This is a genomic window from Acidovorax facilis (assembly GCF_023913775.1).
Classification (GTDB): Bacteria; Pseudomonadota; Gammaproteobacteria; order Burkholderiales; family Burkholderiaceae_C; genus Acidovorax; species Acidovorax facilis.
In genome coordinates this window covers 1-15,552 of sequence record NZ_JAMXAX010000133.1, presented here as the reverse complement: position 1 = coordinate 15,552, position 15,552 = coordinate 1, and the positions used below count along the sequence as shown (strand labels likewise).

Annotated in this window: 23 protein-coding genes; 19 read left to right on the top strand and 4 right to left on the bottom strand. The window is 63.2% G+C overall.

Annotated features, from left to right (window positions below):
- The 13 genes from NFX52_RS25015 to NFX52_RS24955 all read left to right on the top strand — a co-directional run.
- Nucleotides 1–126, top strand: a 126-nt coding sequence (locus tag NFX52_RS25015) for an EF-Tu C-terminal domain-related protein (RefSeq protein WP_456057495.1), incomplete at its 5' end; no start/stop codon positions are given.
- 26 nt (nt 127–152) lie between these two features.
- The gene (gene rpsJ, locus NFX52_RS25010; RefSeq protein ID WP_005796953.1) at nt 153–464 is read left to right on the top strand and encodes a 30S ribosomal protein S10; all 312 of its coding nucleotides are present in this window, start codon (nt 153–155) and stop codon (nt 462–464) included.
- A 232-nt stretch (nt 465–696) separates the two neighbouring features.
- Nucleotides 697–1,371: a 50S ribosomal protein L3 gene (gene rplC / locus NFX52_RS25005; protein WP_055394981.1), complete on the top strand. Its 675-nt coding sequence runs from the start codon at nt 697–699 to the stop codon at nt 1,369–1,371.
- Entirely contained in the window at nt 1,371–1,991 is a 621-nt protein-coding gene (gene rplD, locus NFX52_RS25000) for a 50S ribosomal protein L4 (protein WP_008906425.1), read from the top strand. The genes rplC and rplD overlap by 1 nt, the downstream gene beginning before the upstream one ends.
- Nucleotides 1,988–2,302 carry a 50S ribosomal protein L23 gene (rplW, locus tag NFX52_RS24995; RefSeq protein ID WP_010467173.1) on the top strand — a complete coding sequence of 105 codons (315 nt, stop codon included), beginning with the start codon at nt 1,988–1,990 and terminating at the stop codon, nt 2,300–2,302. The genes rplD and rplW overlap by 4 nt, the downstream gene beginning before the upstream one ends.
- A gap of 2 nt (nt 2,303–2,304) precedes the next feature.
- Nucleotides 2,305–3,129, top strand: a complete 825-nt coding sequence (gene rplB / locus NFX52_RS24990) for a 50S ribosomal protein L2 (protein ID WP_010467175.1) — start codon at nt 2,305–2,307, stop codon at nt 3,127–3,129.
- Nucleotides 3,130–3,139: 10 nt separating this feature from the next.
- Nucleotides 3,140–3,415: a 30S ribosomal protein S19 gene (gene rpsS / locus NFX52_RS24985; RefSeq protein ID WP_010467177.1), complete on the top strand. Its 276-nt coding sequence runs from the start codon at nt 3,140–3,142 to the stop codon at nt 3,413–3,415.
- A 9-nt stretch (nt 3,416–3,424) separates the two neighbouring features.
- Nucleotides 3,425–3,757 carry a 50S ribosomal protein L22 gene (gene rplV / locus NFX52_RS24980; RefSeq protein ID WP_005796970.1) on the top strand — a complete coding sequence of 111 codons (333 nt, stop codon included), beginning with the start codon at nt 3,425–3,427 and terminating at the stop codon, nt 3,755–3,757.
- 15 nt (nt 3,758–3,772) lie between these two features.
- Nucleotides 3,773–4,654, top strand: a complete 882-nt coding sequence (rpsC, locus tag NFX52_RS24975) for a 30S ribosomal protein S3 (RefSeq protein ID WP_055394983.1) — start codon at nt 3,773–3,775, stop codon at nt 4,652–4,654.
- 2 nt (nt 4,655–4,656) lie between these two features.
- Entirely contained in the window at nt 4,657–5,073 is a 417-nt protein-coding gene (rplP, locus tag NFX52_RS24970) for a 50S ribosomal protein L16 (protein ID WP_015012190.1), read from the top strand.
- A gap of 16 nt (nt 5,074–5,089) precedes the next feature.
- Nucleotides 5,090–5,284, top strand: a complete 195-nt coding sequence (gene rpmC, locus NFX52_RS24965) for a 50S ribosomal protein L29 (RefSeq protein ID WP_055394985.1) — start codon at nt 5,090–5,092, stop codon at nt 5,282–5,284.
- Between the two features lie 9 nt (nt 5,285–5,293).
- Entirely contained in the window at nt 5,294–5,563 is a 270-nt protein-coding gene (rpsQ, locus tag NFX52_RS24960) for a 30S ribosomal protein S17 (RefSeq protein WP_055394987.1), read from the top strand.
- A gap of 256 nt (nt 5,564–5,819) precedes the next feature.
- Nucleotides 5,820–6,329 carry a peroxiredoxin gene (locus tag NFX52_RS24955; RefSeq protein WP_055394989.1) on the top strand — a complete coding sequence of 170 codons (510 nt, stop codon included), beginning with the start codon at nt 5,820–5,822 and terminating at the stop codon, nt 6,327–6,329.
- Nucleotides 6,330–6,471: 142 nt separating this feature from the next.
- Here NFX52_RS24955 and NFX52_RS31335 read toward each other — a convergent pair whose 3' ends face one another.
- From NFX52_RS31335 to NFX52_RS24940, 3 genes are all read right to left on the bottom strand, one after another.
- A complete protein-coding gene (locus tag NFX52_RS31335; protein WP_369801326.1) occupies nt 6,472–7,362 on the bottom strand; it encodes a reverse transcriptase family protein in 891 nt (296 codons plus the stop codon).
- 946 nt (nt 7,363–8,308) lie between these two features.
- A complete protein-coding gene (locus NFX52_RS24945) occupies nt 8,309–8,800 on the bottom strand; it encodes a GNAT family N-acetyltransferase (RefSeq protein WP_207402132.1) in 492 nt (163 codons plus the stop codon).
- Between the two features lie 46 nt (nt 8,801–8,846).
- Nucleotides 8,847–9,527 carry a cytochrome b/b6 domain-containing protein gene (locus tag NFX52_RS24940; RefSeq protein ID WP_055394994.1) on the bottom strand — a complete coding sequence of 227 codons (681 nt, stop codon included), beginning with the start codon at nt 9,525–9,527 and terminating at the stop codon, nt 8,847–8,849.
- Nucleotides 9,528–9,686: 159 nt separating this feature from the next.
- On the opposite strand from NFX52_RS24940, the gene NFX52_RS24935 reads away from it, so the two are divergent.
- On the top strand, nt 9,687–10,142 hold the full coding sequence (locus NFX52_RS24935; RefSeq protein WP_055394996.1) for a c-type cytochrome: 456 nt from the start codon (nt 9,687–9,689) through the stop codon (nt 10,140–10,142).
- A 242-nt stretch (nt 10,143–10,384) separates the two neighbouring features.
- Here NFX52_RS24935 and NFX52_RS24930 read toward each other — a convergent pair whose 3' ends face one another.
- A complete protein-coding gene (locus NFX52_RS24930; RefSeq protein WP_055394998.1) occupies nt 10,385–10,888 on the bottom strand; it encodes a peroxiredoxin family protein in 504 nt (167 codons plus the stop codon).
- Nucleotides 10,889–11,092: 204 nt separating this feature from the next.
- Here NFX52_RS24930 and NFX52_RS24925 point away from each other — a divergent pair, with 204 nt between their 5' ends.
- Genes NFX52_RS24925 through ptsP form a run of 5 tightly spaced genes read left to right on the top strand, consistent with a single transcriptional unit; the run spans nt 11,093 to nt 15,377 of the window.
- Nucleotides 11,093–11,641, top strand: a complete 549-nt coding sequence (locus NFX52_RS24925) for a hypothetical protein (RefSeq protein ID WP_055395000.1) — start codon at nt 11,093–11,095, stop codon at nt 11,639–11,641.
- Complete coding sequence (locus NFX52_RS24920; protein WP_055395002.1) at nt 11,638–12,924, top strand: MFS transporter; 1,287 nt, start codon at nt 11,638–11,640, stop codon at nt 12,922–12,924. Before NFX52_RS24925 ends, NFX52_RS24920 begins: the two co-directional genes overlap by 4 nt.
- Complete coding sequence (locus NFX52_RS24915) at nt 12,921–13,373, top strand: PTS sugar transporter subunit IIA (RefSeq protein WP_055395004.1); 453 nt, start codon at nt 12,921–12,923, stop codon at nt 13,371–13,373. Before NFX52_RS24920 ends, NFX52_RS24915 begins: the two co-directional genes overlap by 4 nt.
- Nucleotides 13,342–13,611, top strand: coding sequence for an HPr family phosphocarrier protein (locus tag NFX52_RS24910; RefSeq protein ID WP_055395006.1), 270 nt, complete (start codon nt 13,342–13,344; stop codon nt 13,609–13,611). Before NFX52_RS24915 ends, NFX52_RS24910 begins: the two co-directional genes overlap by 32 nt.
- Nucleotides 13,608–15,377, top strand: coding sequence for a phosphoenolpyruvate--protein phosphotransferase (ptsP, locus tag NFX52_RS24905; RefSeq protein ID WP_252635862.1), 1,770 nt, complete (start codon nt 13,608–13,610; stop codon nt 15,375–15,377). The genes NFX52_RS24910 and ptsP overlap by 4 nt, the downstream gene beginning before the upstream one ends.
- The last annotated feature ends 175 nt before the right edge of the window (nt 15,378–15,552 follow it).

Genomic DNA, 15,552 nt, shown 5'->3' with positions numbered 1-15,552 from the left:
GGTGACAACGTGTCGATCACTGTGAAGCTGATCAACCCCATCGCCATGGAAGAAGGTCTGCGCTTCGCTATCCGCGAAGGCGGCCGTACCGTGGGCGCTGGCGTCGTGGCCAAGATCATTGCTTAATCCATAAGCAGAACAAGGAACTTGCCATGTCCAAGCAAAAAATCCGCATCCGCCTGAAGGCGTTTGACTACAAGCTGATCGACCAGTCCGCTGCCGAGATCGTTGACACTGCCAAGCGCACCGGCGCCATCGTCAAGGGCCCCGTGCCCCTGCCGACACGCATGAAGCGTTTCGACATCCTGCGCTCGCCGCACGTCAACAAGACCAGCCGCGACCAGCTCGAAATCCGCACGCACCAGCGTCTGATGGACATCGTGGACCCAACGGACAAGACCGTTGACGCCCTGATGAAGCTCGACCTGCCTGCTGGCGTGGACGTCGAAATCAAGCTGCAGTGATGTAGCGACGGCCGTTGTGAGGTGGGTCCGCCCGCCTTGCAGTGTCTGAAATAACGCGAACTTGCTTGAAAAAGCAGTTCGCGTTATACTTTAGGGCTTCGCTCAATTTGCGCCTGTTAAAAGGTGTGCATTGGCGGAGTTTTATTAACCTTCTTTCATACACGCGGGCGAGAGCTTGCGGAAACGCTGCAGCCAATTGAAGTTGTGGCGGTGAGAGTTTTGGAGAAAACCAATGAGTCTGAGCAACTCCCTCGGGTTGCTGGGTCGCAAAGTGGGCATGATGCGTCTGTTCACCGATGATGGGGACGCAGTGCCTGTCACGGTGGTGGATGTGTCCAACAACCGCGTTACCCAGGTCAAAACCCAAGAGAACGATGGCTACGTGGCCTTGCAGGTCACGTTTGGTTCGCGCAAAGCATCGCGCGTAACCAAGCCAGAAGCCGGCCACCTTGCCAAGGCAGGTGTGGAAGCCGGTGAAATCATCCAGGAATTCCGCGTCACTGCTGATACCGCTGGCAAATATGCCGCAGGTGCAGCTGTGCCCGTAACCGATGTGTTTGCCGTGGGCCAGAAGGTCGATGTGCAAGGCACTTCCATCGGTAAGGGTTACGCCGGTACCATCAAGCGTCACAACATGAGCTCGCAGCGCGCGTCGCACGGTAACAGCCGTTCGCACAACGTGCCTGGCTCGATCGGTATGGCACAAGACCCCGGTCGCGTGTTCCCCGGCAAGCGCATGACGGGCCACCTCGGCGATGTCACCAAGACCACGCAAAACCTCGATGTCATCCGCATCGACGAAGCGCGTCAATTGCTCTTGATCAAGGGCGCTATTCCGGGCTCCAAGGGTGGGTTCGTGACGGTGCGCCCAGCGGTCAAGGCCAAATCTTCCAAAGGAGCGAACTAATGCAGCTCGAACTCCTGAATGACCAAGGCCAAGGCGCGTCCAAGCTGGATGTTCCTGAAACCGTGTTCGGTCGTGAATACAACGAAGATCTGGTGCACCAGATCGTCGTGGCCTACCAGGCCAATGCACGCCAAGGCACTCGCGCCCAGAAGGACCGCGAGCAAGTCCGTCACTCGACCAAGAAGCCTTTCAAGCAAAAGGGTACGGGTAACGCACGTGCAGGTATGACTTCCTCGCCACTGTGGCGTGGGGGCGGTCGGATTTTCCCGAACATGCCTGACGAAAATTTCACGCAGAAGATCAACAAGAAGATGTACCGCGCCGGTATGTCTGCCATCTTGTCGCAGCTGGCCCGCGAAGGCCGTCTGGCTGTGGTCGACTCGCTGAAGCTTGACTCCCCCAAGACCAAGGTCCTGGCCGACAAGTTCAAGGCGATGAACCTGCAATCGGTGATGGTGATTGCCGACGAAGTGGACGAAAACCTGTACCTGGCTTCGCGCAATCTGGTGAACGTGCTCGTCGTTGAGCCCCGTTACGCCGATCCCGTGTCGCTGGTGCGTTTCAAGAAAGTGCTCGTCACCAAGGGTGCAATCGACAAACTCAAGGAGATGTTCGCATGAGCACACTCAAGTTTGACGAAGGTCGTCTGATGCAAGTGCTGGTCGCTCCCATCGTGTCCGAAAAGGCCACCATGGTTGCTGAAAAGTCCAATGCTGTGACGTTCAAGGTGCTGCAGAACGCAACCAAGCCAGAAATCAAGGCCGCTGTGGAATTGATGTTCAAGGTCGAGGTCAAGGGCGTCTCTGTGGTGAACACCAAAGGCAAGACCAAGCGTTTTGGCAAGACCATCGGCCGCCGCGACAACGTTCGCAAGGCATACGTCACGCTGCAACCAGGTCAAGAGCTGAACCTCTCCGGGGAGGCCGCGTAATCATGGCTGTCATCAAGATGAAACCCACTTCGCCCGGCCAACGTGCCGTGGTGAAGGTCACGCGTGACCACCTGTACAAGGGTGAAGCGTACGCCCCCCTGCTGGAGCCACAATTCCAGAAGGCCGGTCGTAACAACAACGGTCACATCACCACCCGCCACAAGGGCGGTGGTCACAAGCACCACTACCGTGTGGTGGACTTCAAGCGCAACAAGGACGGCATTCCGGCCAAGGTTGAGCGCATTGAGTACGACCCCAACCGTACGGCCCACATCGCTCTGGTGTGCTATGCCGACGGCGAGCGCCGCTACATCATCGCTCCCCGCAACCTGGAAGTGGGCGCAACCCTGCTGTCCGGTTCGGAAGCCCCTATCCGCGCTGGCAACACGCTGCCTATCCGCAACATCCCCGTGGGTTCGACCATCCACTGCATCGAGCTCAAGCCCGGTGCCGGTGCTCAGATCGCCCGCTCGGCAGGTGCTTCGGCAACGCTGCTGGCCCGCGAGGGCGTGTATGCCCAGGTGCGTATGCGCTCCGGCGAAGTGCGCAAGATCCATATCGAATGCCGCGCCACCATTGGTGAAGTGGCCAACGAAGAACACAGCCTGCGCCAACTGGGCAAGGCCGGTGTGAAGCGCTGGATGGGTATTCGCCCAACGGTTCGCGGCGTGGCCATGAACCCGGTGGATCACCCTCACGGTGGTGGCGAAGGCCGCACCGGCGAAGGCCGCCATGCAGTCGATCCTTGGGGCAATCTGACCAAGGGTTATCGCACCCGTAACAACAAGCGCACACAGATCATGATCGTGTCGCGTCGCAAGAAGTAAGGGGTAACAGATGACTCGCTCTCTTAAAAAGGGTCCATTTGTTGACCATCACTTGCTGGCCAAGGTCGAAAAGGCCGTTGCCACCAAGGACAAGAAACCAGTCAAGACCTGGTCGCGTCGCTCCATGGTTCTGCCCGAGTTCATCGGTCTGACCATTGCCGTGCACAACGGCAAGCAGCACGTGCCGGTCTATGTCACCGACCAGATGGTGGGCCACAAGCTGGGCGAATTCGCCCTGACGCGCACCTTCAAGGGTCACCCCGCTGACAAAAAAGCGAAGAAGTAAGGAACGACCATGTCTGAAACACGTGCAGTCCTCCGGGGCGTCCGTCTGTCGGTCGATAAGGGCCGTCTGGTCGCCGATCTGATCCGCGGCAAGAAGGTGGACCAAGCTCTGAACATCCTGACGTTCACGCAGAAAAAAGCTGCTGGCATCGTCAAGAAGGTTCTGGAGTCGGCCATTGCCAACGCCGAACACAACGATGGCGCTGATATCGACGAACTGAAGGTCAAGACCATCTACGTCGAACAAGGCACCACGCTCAAGCGCTTCACCGCGCGCGCCAAAGGCCGCGGCAACCGCATCAGCAAGCCCACGTGCCATGTGTACGTGACGGTTGGCAACTAAAGGCTCGGGAAGACTATGGGACAAAAAATCCATCCTACCGGCTTCCGCCTTGCGGTCAGCCGCAACTGGTCCAGCCGTTGGTACGCCAGCAACCGCGACTTCGCGGGCATGCTGGCCGAAGACATCAAGGTGCGTGAGTACCTGAAGGCCAAGTTGAAGAACGCGGCTGTGTCGCGCATCCTGATCGAGCGTCCAGCCAAGAACGCCCGCATCACCATTTACTCGGCACGTCCTGGTGTGGTGATCGGCAAGAAGGGTGAAGACATCGAGAACCTCAAGAAGGAACTCGCTCTGCGCCTGGGCGTGCCAGTGGCAGTCAACATCGAAGAAGTGCGCAAGCCCGAAATCGATGCCAAGCTGATCGCCGACAGCATCACGCAACAGCTCGAAAAGCGGATCATGTTCCGCCGCGCCATGAAGCGTGCCATGCAGAACGCCATGCGTCTGGGTGCCCAGGGCATCAAGATCATGTCGTCCGGTCGTCTGAACGGTATCGAAATCGCCCGTTGCGAATGGTACCGTGAAGGCCGCGTGCCACTTCACACGCTGCGCGCCGACATCGACTACGGTACCTCTGAAGCCAAGACCACCTACGGTGTGATCGGCGTCAAGGTCTGGGTCTACAAGGGCGATACGCTGGGTCGTAACGACCTGCCTGCCGTGGAAACCCCACGTCCAGACGAAGAACGCCGCCCACGCGGTCCTCGCCGTGACGGCCGCCCAGGTGGCGATCGTCCAGGCGCAGGCCGTGGCCCACGTCGTCCAGTCGGTGGTAACACCGCTCCGGCCGACGGCAGCGACAAGCCAGTGGAAGCTGGTGGCGCTGATAACACCGCCGTTAAGCGCGTACGCAAAGTCGCCGCGCCCGCTACAGCAGCGGACGGAAAAGGAGAATAAGTATGCTGCAACCTGCTCGCCGCAAGTACCGCAAGGAGCAAAAGGGCCGTAATACCGGTGTCGCAACGCGGGGTGCCTCCGTTGCGTTCGGTGATTTCGGTCTGAAGTGCACCGATCGTGGCCGTCTGACGGCCCGCCAGATCGAAGCTGCACGCCGTGCGATTTCCCGTCACGTCAAGCGTGGCGGCCGTATCTGGATCCGCGTGTTCCCGGACAAGCCAATCTCTACCAAGCCCGCAGAAGTGCGTATGGGTAACGGTAAGGGCAACCCCGAGTACTACGTGGCAGAAATCCAGCCCGGCAAGATCGTTTTCGAGATCGTCGGTGTGCCTGAAGAACTGGCCCGCGAAGCGTTCCGCCTGGCTGCAGCCAAGCTGCCGCTGCGCACCACGTTTGTCAGTCGTCACCTTGGCGCTTAATTCAGGAGAACAAGCAATGAAGACTACTGAACTTCGCCAAAAAGACGTCGCCGGTATCGAAGCCGAAATCAAGGCGCTGCAAAAGGCCCACTTCGGCCTGCGCATGCAAAAGGCTACGCAGCAATTGGCTAACACCAACACGCTGCGCACCACCCGCCGCGATATCGCCCGTGCAAAGACCATTCTTGCTGAAAAGCAAGCCGCCAAGTAAGGAGCCCACATGACGGAACCTAAAAAATCCCTCAAGCGCACCTTGGTTGGCAAGGTGGTCAGCGACAAGCGTCAAAAGACTGTGACCGTGCTGGTCGAGCGCCGTGTGAAGCACGAGCTCTACGGCAAGATCGTTGCGAAGTCGAGCAAGTACCACGCCCATGATGAGAATGGCGAGTACAAGCTGGGCGACGTGATCGAAATTACCGAAAGCCGTCCGCTCTCCAAGACCAAGAACTGGGTGGCTACCCGCTTGGTGCAAAAGGCCGGTCTGCTGTAAATCAGCATCCCATTGCCCCGGGTCAAGACCCCGGACGGCAAAGCCTTTCAAAACGACCCACAATGTGGGTCGTTTTGCTTTGTGGACCACTTTTTTAGGACTCAGGCAAATCGGGATGCGGCATCAACTCGCCTTGGCGTGAGTCGCTTGTCTGAGCCTTGTTTTGCGTACGTCATGTTGTGTTGGCGGCGCGGGGCAGTTCGCGTATCCAATCCCATTCATCCCGCTATCCATCCACCATCCCAAGGAGATAACAATGATCAAAGTCGGTGACACCCTGCCTGCCAGCACGCTCATGGAATATTCGGAAGTCGAGGGCGAAGGCTGCAGCATCGGCCCGAACCCTGTGCCTGTAGACAAGGCTACGGCTGGCAAGACGATTGCCCTGTTTGCGTTGCCCGGAGCGTTTACGCCCACCTGCTCGGCCAAGCATGTGCCAGGCTATGTGGAAAAGGCCGCCGAGTTCAAGGCCGCTGGTGTGGATGAGATCTGGTGCGTGAGCGTGAACGACGCCTTCGTCATGGGCGCATGGGCACGTGACCAGAAGACCGATGGCAAGGTCCGCATGTTGGGCGATGGCGATGCCACTTTCGCCAAGGCCACCGGTCTGACGCTGGATCTGACGGGCAAGGGCCTGGGTCTGCGCAGCAACCGCTATTCGATGCTGGTGCGCGACGGCAAGGTGGTCACCCTCAACGTGGAAGCCCCGGGCAAATTTGAAGTGAGCGACGCTGACACGCTGCTCCAGCAAGCCCAAAAGGCTTGAGTTCGGCGTTAACCGGCTGCGCCGAGTTGCTCCCTGCGATGTGGGGCGTTCTGGTTTGGGCCAGCTGCCGGGGTCGCCATTGCCGTGGCGAGAACTGGCGAAGCCGGCCATAAACGTGATCCCGGGAAGGTCTTGAGCGGATCTAAAGCTCGTTGGAAAACCGGATGACATGGAGCAGCCGCTGCAGCTTCGCTCTGCGTGTCGGCGCCAGCCATTGACTGGCCCATTGGATCTCGCCGGTCAGCCGGGCCCGCTCGCTGATGTCCACCTGGGGCTGTTGGCCCAGTCGGTGCAGGCGCGCCTTGAGGATGTCGAACTGTGTGCGGCTGTAGTTGGTAAGCTCGTTGACCACCAGTCCCGTCACATACTGCCGCTGGTGCGCTGGCATCACGCGGGTCTTGTCCGCGCGCAGGGTGAATCCTTCGTCCTGGGCAATGGCGGTCACCCAGGCGCGCAAGTCCACCCACTGCTGGTGCAGCGCCTTTGAACCTGAAAACACCAGGTCGTCGGCATAGCGTGTGTAGCGCGCGCCAAAGCGCTCTGCCAGGGCGTTCAGCCGCAGGTCCAGCCCGAAGGCGCACAGATTTGCCAAGGCGGGCGACGTGGGCGCACCCTGCGGCAAATGGGGCTGTTTCAGGCGCGTGTTGATGGCACGGCGCTGCGCGATGGCCTCCCGCGGCAGGGGGGCTGCTTCCAGCAATCGTTCCCGGATGGCCTGAGGGGTTCGCGTGGTGGTCAGCCGCGTGAGCAGCTCGGCGGCCGGGCGACCATGGCCCAGTGCCCGCCACAGCGCGCGCACGCGGGTGGCCGTGATGCACATGAAGAAATCGGCCAGGTCAAACCGTATCACCACAGCCTGCTGGGTGTGGACCTGTGCGTGGGTGCCCACGCCGTGGCCGCGCACAAAGCCATGCGCGGCCTCGTGCACGGGCACGCCAGCCAGCAGGCTGTCCAGAATGCGGCGCTGCGTGCTGGCCAGGCGCGGGCGGGGCGCCTCCAGCAGGCGCAGCCCACCGCTGGGCTTGGGCAGCAAGCGGTAGCGATAGTGCGAAAGGGGCAGGGCATGGCCCCCGTCCTGGCGTTCGCGCCAGTGCGCATGCTCGGGCGCGAGCCACAGGAGGTCATCCAGCGAAACGGCCAGGGCCTCGGTTACGTCGGTGGCGGCCAGCAGCACGGGCGTGGTGCGCTCACGGCCCATCCATGCGGGGTGCGCGCCTGCCGTGGCGGAGCGCAGCAGCCAGTGCAACGGCTCCCCGGTGCGTGGGCTGGCGGCCCAGGTGCGGAAAGCCCGGGCGAGTTGGGGGTCGGGCCATTGGTGCAAAGGCAGGGCTGGTTCGGCGTTTTCATCGTCGTCGCCCACCAGCTCGTCCCAGGCGTCCTGGTCTTTTTCCTCCTGCTGGCTGAAGGTCGTCGTAAGCGACTGCAGGGTGGCGCCATTGCGCAGCCCCGCTTTGCGCCACCAGACACCCCAGCACAGCCAGGTGGCCACGTCCTCAGGCTCCAGCCGCGCCCATTCGGCCCCGGACGCGTGGGACAGGCGGCGCAGCTGTTCGAACAACGGCGGGGACAGTGGAACGGGGCTGTCCGCCAGGGTCGCGTTGTTACCCAGGCAGGCACCTGCGCGCGCTGCCAGTGCCTGGAGGGTGCGACGCTCCCGCTCCCGTGCATCGGCCAGCACCGCCATGGCCAGCGCCTTGGCCAGTGCGCGTGTACGGGCTGGAGTCTTCGTCACGAAGCTGCGAAATGTAGTAAGTTGGCCCGGTGCCAACCTGCGGGTTGGGTGCGAACTGCGCGCCACGGGTGGCGGGAGGTTCGCGCGCCGCGATGGACGCGTTGGAAGACAACACCGTGGGGCTGCCCCACGGCTCGATCCTGATCAACAGGCTCGAAGTGCTTGGCACCGGGCCGGTCTGATTCTATAGCTGCTATAAATTTAATAGCTATTGACGCAATATCAGTGAGCGCCAGGCACCAAAAACTCAAGAAATATCAACCTTGAGGTAGTGCGCCCCCGCAATGGGGTTGTGGTAGTAGGGTGGAATCTCTTCAAAGCCCAGGTCGGTGTACAGCGCCCGGGCCGATTCCATGTCGTCGAGCGTGTCGAGCAGCACGCAGGCGTAACCCGCCTGGCGCGCCCGGTCGAGCATGGCCTCCGCGAGTTCGCGGCCCAGGCCGAAGCCCCGGAAGGCTTTGCGCACGTACAGCCGCTTCATTTCGCTCGCGTTGGGGTAGTCGGCCGTATCCAGTGGCCGAAGGGCGCAGCAGCCGGCAATCGCCCCTTCGACCTGGGCCAGCAGCAGTGCGCCGCGCGGCGCGCCGTAGTCGCCGGGCAGGCCCGCGAGTTCGGTCTCGAAGTCCTGGAAACACAGGTCTACGCCGAGGGTGTCGGCGTACTCCCGGAAGATGGTGCGGACCGCTTCCATCTCGGCGGGCGAGGTGGGGGTCAGCAGGGTGACGGAAGGCTTGTCCAAAACGCAGTAGTTCAAAACAGCGGAAGCCGCAGTGTAGCGAGTCTGGCTAGAACCCCGCCGCTGCCCCCAGAGAGGACACCCACCAGGCCAGCGCGGCACTCAGGGCCAGCACCACCAGCGCCATGGCCCGGCTGGTCAAGTCGTCGCGAGACGGCGTGGCCGGGGCGGGCAGCAGCTTGTCGCCCTGCAGCATGGGCCGGACGAGGCGTTGGCGGCGAACCAGCACATAGAAAATGATGGCGATCAGGTGCAATCCCACCAGCCCCAGCACCAGGTACTGGCCAATTTCCTTGTGGTAGCCCGTGGCCTGGCCGACCACTGCATTCGACACAAACCGGGTGAGCGGGCCAGCGAAGGCGATCTCGTCGTCACTCAGCAAACCGGTGGCCACTTGGGCCACCAGCACGGCCAGCAGCGCAAAGACCGACAGGGCGCCCAGAGGGCTGTGGCCGATACTGTCTTCGGCGTGGGCTGAGCCGCGCAGATACCGCAGCACCCGCACGGGGGAATATAGAAAACTCGTGAAGCGCGACCAGCGCCCGCCCATCAGCCCCCAGACCATTCGGAACACCAGCAGCGCCAACACGCCGTACCCCAGCCGGAAATGCCATTCCATGGCGTTGCCCCTCACCTTGGCGGTGATGACCAGGCCCACGACGCTCGCGGCCAGTGCCCAGTGGAAGAGGCGGGTGGGAAGGTCCCAGATGCGTACGGAGTGTTGCGTCATGGCGGCGGGGCAGGGTGGTTGGACGAAGGGTGGTGGGCCGCATTGTGAAGGAGGCGGGGTCAACCCGAAAGAGCATGCCCGCTGCGAAATGGGCGGTAAAACGGCATACTTGCCCCGGGCTCTCAGAGCCTGTCCACCCCACGAAAAAGGAATCTCCCTATGAAAGCACTTGCCGCGTTCGCCCTTGCCGCCGCTACGCTGACCTTGTCCGCACCGGCCTCTGCCCAGTTCGCCAAGGCGGAAGACGCCATCAAATACCGCCAGAGCGCGCTGTTTGTGATGGGCCAGCACTTTGGCCGCCTTGGGGCCATGGCCAATGGCCGTATCCCGTTCGACGCCAAGGCCGCGCAGGAGAACGCGGACGTGGTGGCGCAGATGGCCAAGCTGCCCTGGGCGGGATTTGGCGCGGGCACCGACAAGGGCGCGCCCACCAAGGCATTGCCTGAAATCTGGACCGAACAGGCCAAATTCAAGGAGCATTCCGACAAGCTCGAAGCCGAATCCGTCAAGCTGGCCGCTGCGGCCAAGACGGGCAACCTGGACAACCTCAAGACCGCATTCGGCGCAGCCGCTGGCACCTGCAAGGCCTGCCACGACAATTACCGCGCGAAATAAGGCACATCCCCCTGAGCGGCTGCGCCGCTTCCCCCTTCTCTCTACGCGCTACGCGCTGCGGGAAGGGGGACGACGCCAGCGCGGCGGGGCGGCCCTTGCGCGGCGTCCGCTCCTCTGGGAAACGCCAGTTTCAGAGGTCATTTGCAAAATTGATAGCTGCTGGCGCTTGCCCCATAAGCGCAAAAGGCCGATTTCTCATGAAATCGGCCTTTTGTCTTTGGAAGGACTGACGGAGGCGCAGCTCAGGTCTCTGCGAGCAACTTCTCGATCAATTGATGCAACTCGGGGAAGTTCGGCGCCCCCACATAGGTTTTCACGATCTCGCCGCGCTTGTTGACGATGAAGGTCGAGGGCGTGAGGCGCACATCGCCCCAGGCCTGGGCCACCTTGCCGGTGTTGTCGATCGCCACCTTGAAGGGCAGCTTGCGGGTTTCGGCAAAGTTCACCACGTAGCTGGGCGGGTCGTAGCTCATGGCCACGGCGAGCGTGTCGAAGCCCTTGGCTTGGTACTTGTTGTAGGTGGCCACGATCTCGGGCATTTCGGCCACGCAGGTGGTGCAACTGGTGGCCCAGAAATTCACCAGCGTGACCTTGCCGCGCAGATCGGCGGTGGATTGGCTCGTGCCGTTTAGCAACACGAAGGTGGATTCCGGTGCCGCAGAGCGGCCTGTATCCAGGTACACATAGGCACCCACGGCCGCAAATGCTGCCACTGCCACCCCTGCCGCCCAATGCTTGATCGCCATGACTTGTCCATTCATCCTGAAACTGTGGCCCCTGTGGGTACCCGGGCCTGCTACCGGCATTGTGCCGGACCTGCCCTAACAACAACGCCCGTCTTCACGGGTGGCCCGCAGGCCGAACTTGGGATGGAGTCGGCTTGGCGGGCAAAAGTTCGCCCGCAGGGGATGCAGCCTGTTGATCTGGGTCACTGTGCCGATAATCGACCGATGAACTGGACACCAACCCGGGCTGCTGCCCTGCCACCGTTGCTGTGGCTGCTCGTGGGCTGCAGCCCTGCGCTGAACTGGCGCAGCGTGCCTTTGCCCGAGGCCGGCATCACCATCACCTTGCCTTGCAAGCCTGACCAGGCCACGCGCACGGTTGAACTGGCGGGGGTGCCCGTCGAGCTGTCCATGGCGGGCTGCGATGCCGACGGCGCCACATTTGCCGTGTCGCATGCGGCCCTGGCAGACCCTGCCCAAGCGGGCGCTGCCCTGCGGCACTGGCGGGCCGCTGTGGTCGCCAACCTCGGCGCGGGCGCCGCAGCCACGGCGGCTGATGCGCCGTATGCCCCCAAGGGTGCACTGCCCCTGCCGCAGTCGGTGCGCACCGTGGTGCAAGGCCAGCGTGCCGACGGCAGCCCCGTGTTTGCCCAGGGCGTGTGGTTTGCGCGCGCTGCGGGGCCGCAGATGCGGCTGTACCACGCGGTGGTTTACACGGGCAAGCCCCGCCCCGAGTTGGCCGACCAGTTCTTTGCAGGGATGGTGCTCCAATGACCGGGCATGCGGTGCTGCCCAGGCGGGCAGCGGTCATCGTTTTTCTGGCCTTTGCCTTCGCCTACTTCCTGTCGGCGCTGGTGCGGGCTGTTACGGCCACGCTAGCGCCCACACTGGCGCAGGAGTTTTCGCTGCAGGCCAGCGACCTGGGCTTGCTTGCGGGCGGGTACTTTCTGGGCTTTGCGGCCACGCAGCTGCCGCTGGGCACCTGGCTGGACCGGCATGGCCCCCGCAAGGTGGCGTTGGGATTTCTGGGCGTGGCCGTGGTGGGCAGCCTGGTGTTTTCGGTGGCGACGGGGTTTTCGGGCTTGCTGGCCGGGCGTGTGTTGTGTGGTGCGGGCGTCAGCGCCTGCCTGATGGCGCCGCTCACGGGCTATAGGCGCTGGTTCGAGCCCACGGCGCAGATGCGCGCCAACTCCTGGATGCTGATGACGGGCTCGCTGGGCATGGTGGCGTCCACGCTGCCGGTGCAGTGGGCCCTGCCCCTGGTGGGGTGGCGGCCGCTGTTCTGGGGGTTGGCGGCGCTGATCGCGCTGTCGATGGTGGTGATTGCCGTCTGGGTGCCCGGCTGGGCGGCGGGCACACCGGGCGCGGGCGGTGGTGGTGGTGATGCCACGGCGGAGCGCGGCCCCAGCGGTGTCACTGTGCCACCGGGCTATGCGATGGTGTGGCGCCACCCGTATTTCCAGCGCCTGGCGCCCCTGGGCTTCTTTGTGTACGGCGGCATGGTGGCCATGCAGACGCTATGGGCAGGCCCATGGATGCAGCGGGTGGCGGGCTACTCACCGCTGGAGGTTGCCACGGGGCTGTTCTGGATCAACGTGTCGATGCTCTGCACGTTCTGGACCTGGGGCATGGTCAACCCCTGGCTGCTGCGCAAGGGGCTGGGAGCGGACCGGCTGATGGCTGCGGGCTTGCCGCTGTGCCTGGTGGTGTTGCTCGGCATCATTCTCGCGGGGTCGCAGGCGGGAGGCGGTGCCTGGGCGCTGTTTTGTGTGTCGTGCACGTTTGTGTCGCTGTCGCAGCCTGCGGTGGCCATGGCGTTCCCGCAGGCGCTGGCGGGGCGCGCGCTGTCAGCCTACAACCTGGTGATTTTTGCGGGCGTGTTTGTGGTGCAGTGGGGCATTGGCCTGGGGGTGGACGCCTTTGCCGCGGCCGGCCTGTCCACGGTGCAGTCGTTCCAGGCCGCGATGGCGGTGTACCTGGCGTGCAACGCGGTCGCCTACGCGTGGTTCCTGCTGCAGGGGCGGCGCCATAATGTGCTGCAAACCACCACGCCATGAGCACCACCAGCATCCTCATCATTGCCCACGCCCCGTTGGCCCATGCACTGCGCGAATGTGCGCTGCATGTGTTTCCCGACTGCGGCGACAACGTGGCCGCTCTCGACGTGCAGCCCAACCAGCCGCCCGAAGAGTCGCTGGCGCAGGCCCGCATCATGCTGCAGCAGCTGGGCGCAGATTCCACCCTGGTGCTCACCGACGTGTTTGGTGCCACCCCCTGCAACGTGGCGCAGCGCGTGATCGAGAACGTGCGCTCGCGCCTGGTGACGGGGGTCAACCTGCCCATGCTGCTGCGGGCAGTGAGCTACCGCCACGAACCCCTCGACGCGGTGGTCACCCGCGCCGTGGTGGGGGGCACCCAGGGCGTGATGCAGGTGGCCATCTCCGCGCCGCAGAACCAGAACACCCGTAATCGACATGATCAAGACACGTACGACCATCAGCAATAAATTGGGCCTGCATGCCCGCGCTTCGGCCAAGCTGACCAAGCTGGCTGGCAGCTTCCCCTGTGAGGTTTTCATGAGCCGTGGCGACCGCCGCATCAACGCCAAGAGCATCATGGGCGTGATGATGCTGGCCGCCGGCATGGGCACTGAGGTGGAGATTGAAACCAACGGGGATCGTGAACAGGAGGCCATGGATGCCCTGCTGGCCTTGATTGCCGACAAATTTGGTGAGGGTGAATGACTTTTTCCGTCCACGGTCTCGCAGTCGCTCGCGGCATTGCCATCGGCCGTGCCGTGCTGGTGGCGTCCAGCCGTGTGGACGTGGCGCACTATTTTGTGAAGCCAGAACAGGTCGAGGGCGAGATTGAGCGGGTGCGCAACGGCCGCAATGCCGTGGTCGAGGAACTGCAGCGCCTGCAGACCGACATGCCCGCCGATGCGCCGCATGAGCTGACCGCGCTGCTCGACGTGCACCTGATGCTGCTGCAGGACGAGGCCCTCACGGGCGGCGTCAAGCACTGGATCACCGAGCGCCTGTACAACGCCGAGTGGGCGTTGACCACGCAGCTTGAAGTCATCGCGCGCCAGTTCGACGAGATGGAGGATGAGTACCTGCGCGAGCGCAAGGCTGACCTGGAACAGGTGGTCGAGCGCATCCTGCGCTACATGAAGGGCGTGGCCAGCCCCGTGGCGCCGCCGGTCAGCAGCCCGCGCCGCCACAAGCAACTGGGCCTGCAGCAAGACCTGCTGCTCGACGACACGGTGGACGTGCCCCTGGTGCTGGTAGCGCACGACCTCTCGCCCGCCGACATGCTGCAGTTCAAGCAAAGCGTGTTCGCCGGCTTCGTCACTGACGTGGGCGGCAAGACATCGCACACCGCCATCGTGGCGCGCAGCATGGACATCCCGGCCGTGGTCGGTGCGCGCGCCGCCAGTCAGCTGGTGCGGCAGGGCGACTGGGTCATCATCGACGGCGATGCAGGTGTGGTCATTGTCGATCCGTCGCCCATCATCCTGGCCGAATACGGCTTTCGCCAGCGCCAGGTGGAGCTGGAGCGCGAGCGGCTGGCCCGGCTGCGCCACACCCCTGCCATCACCATCGACGGCCACAAGATCGAGCTGCTGGCCAACATCGAACAACCCGGCGACGCGGCCACCGCCGTGCGCGCCGGGGCCGTGGGCGTGGGCCTGTTCCGCAGCGAATTCCTGTTCATGGGCAAGACGGGCAACCTGCCCGGCGAGGACGAGCAGTACCGCGCCTATTGCGAGGCCATTGACGGCATGCAGGGCCTGCCCGTCACCATTCGCACCATCGATGTGGGCGCGGACAAGCCGCTGGACCACAAGAGCCACAAGGACAACTACCTGAACCCCGCGCTGGGCCTGCGCGCCATCCGCTGGAGCCTGGCCGACCCGGCCATGTTCCGCACCCAGCTGCGCGCTGTGCTGCGTGCGGCGGCGCATGGCAAGGTCAACCTGCTGTTCCCCATGCTGGCGCACACGCACGAAATTCAGCAGACGCTCGCCCAGGTAGACCTGGCCCGGGGGGAGCTGGATGCGCGTGGCGAACCCTACGGCCCGGTGCAGCTGGGCGCAATGATCGAGGTGCCCGCCGCCGCGCTCATGGTGCGCACCTTCCTCAAGTACTTCGACTTTCTCTCCATCGGCACCAACGACCTGATCCAGTACACCCTGGCCATCGACCGTGCCGACGAGGCTGTGGCCCATCTGTACGACCCGCTGCACCCCGCCGTGCTGCGCCTGGTGGGCGACGTGATCGCCGAGGGGGAGCGCCAGGGCAAGAGCGTGTGCGTGTGTGGCGAGACGGCGGGCGATGTGACCATGACGCGCCTGCTGTTGGGCCTGGGCCTGCGCAGCTTCTCCATGCACCCCGCGCAGATCCTGGCTGTGAAGCAGGAGGTGCTGCGCGCTGACACGCGCAAGCTGGCGCCCTGGGCGCAGCAGGTGCTGGAGGGCGACGAACCTGCGGCGTTGCTGAGCTCTTGAGCGATAGGTTTTGCTCTTAAAATAATAGCTGTTAGCGCTTTATAGATGAGGGCGGTTTCAAGTCCAAGTGCAACAATCAAGTTAATGGACTGAATCGGGCTGTTGGGCCAAGCGAGCCAAATGCTCGGCATACACCTCAATAGGCTTGCTCCAGCCCAAAGTCATCCTGGGGCGT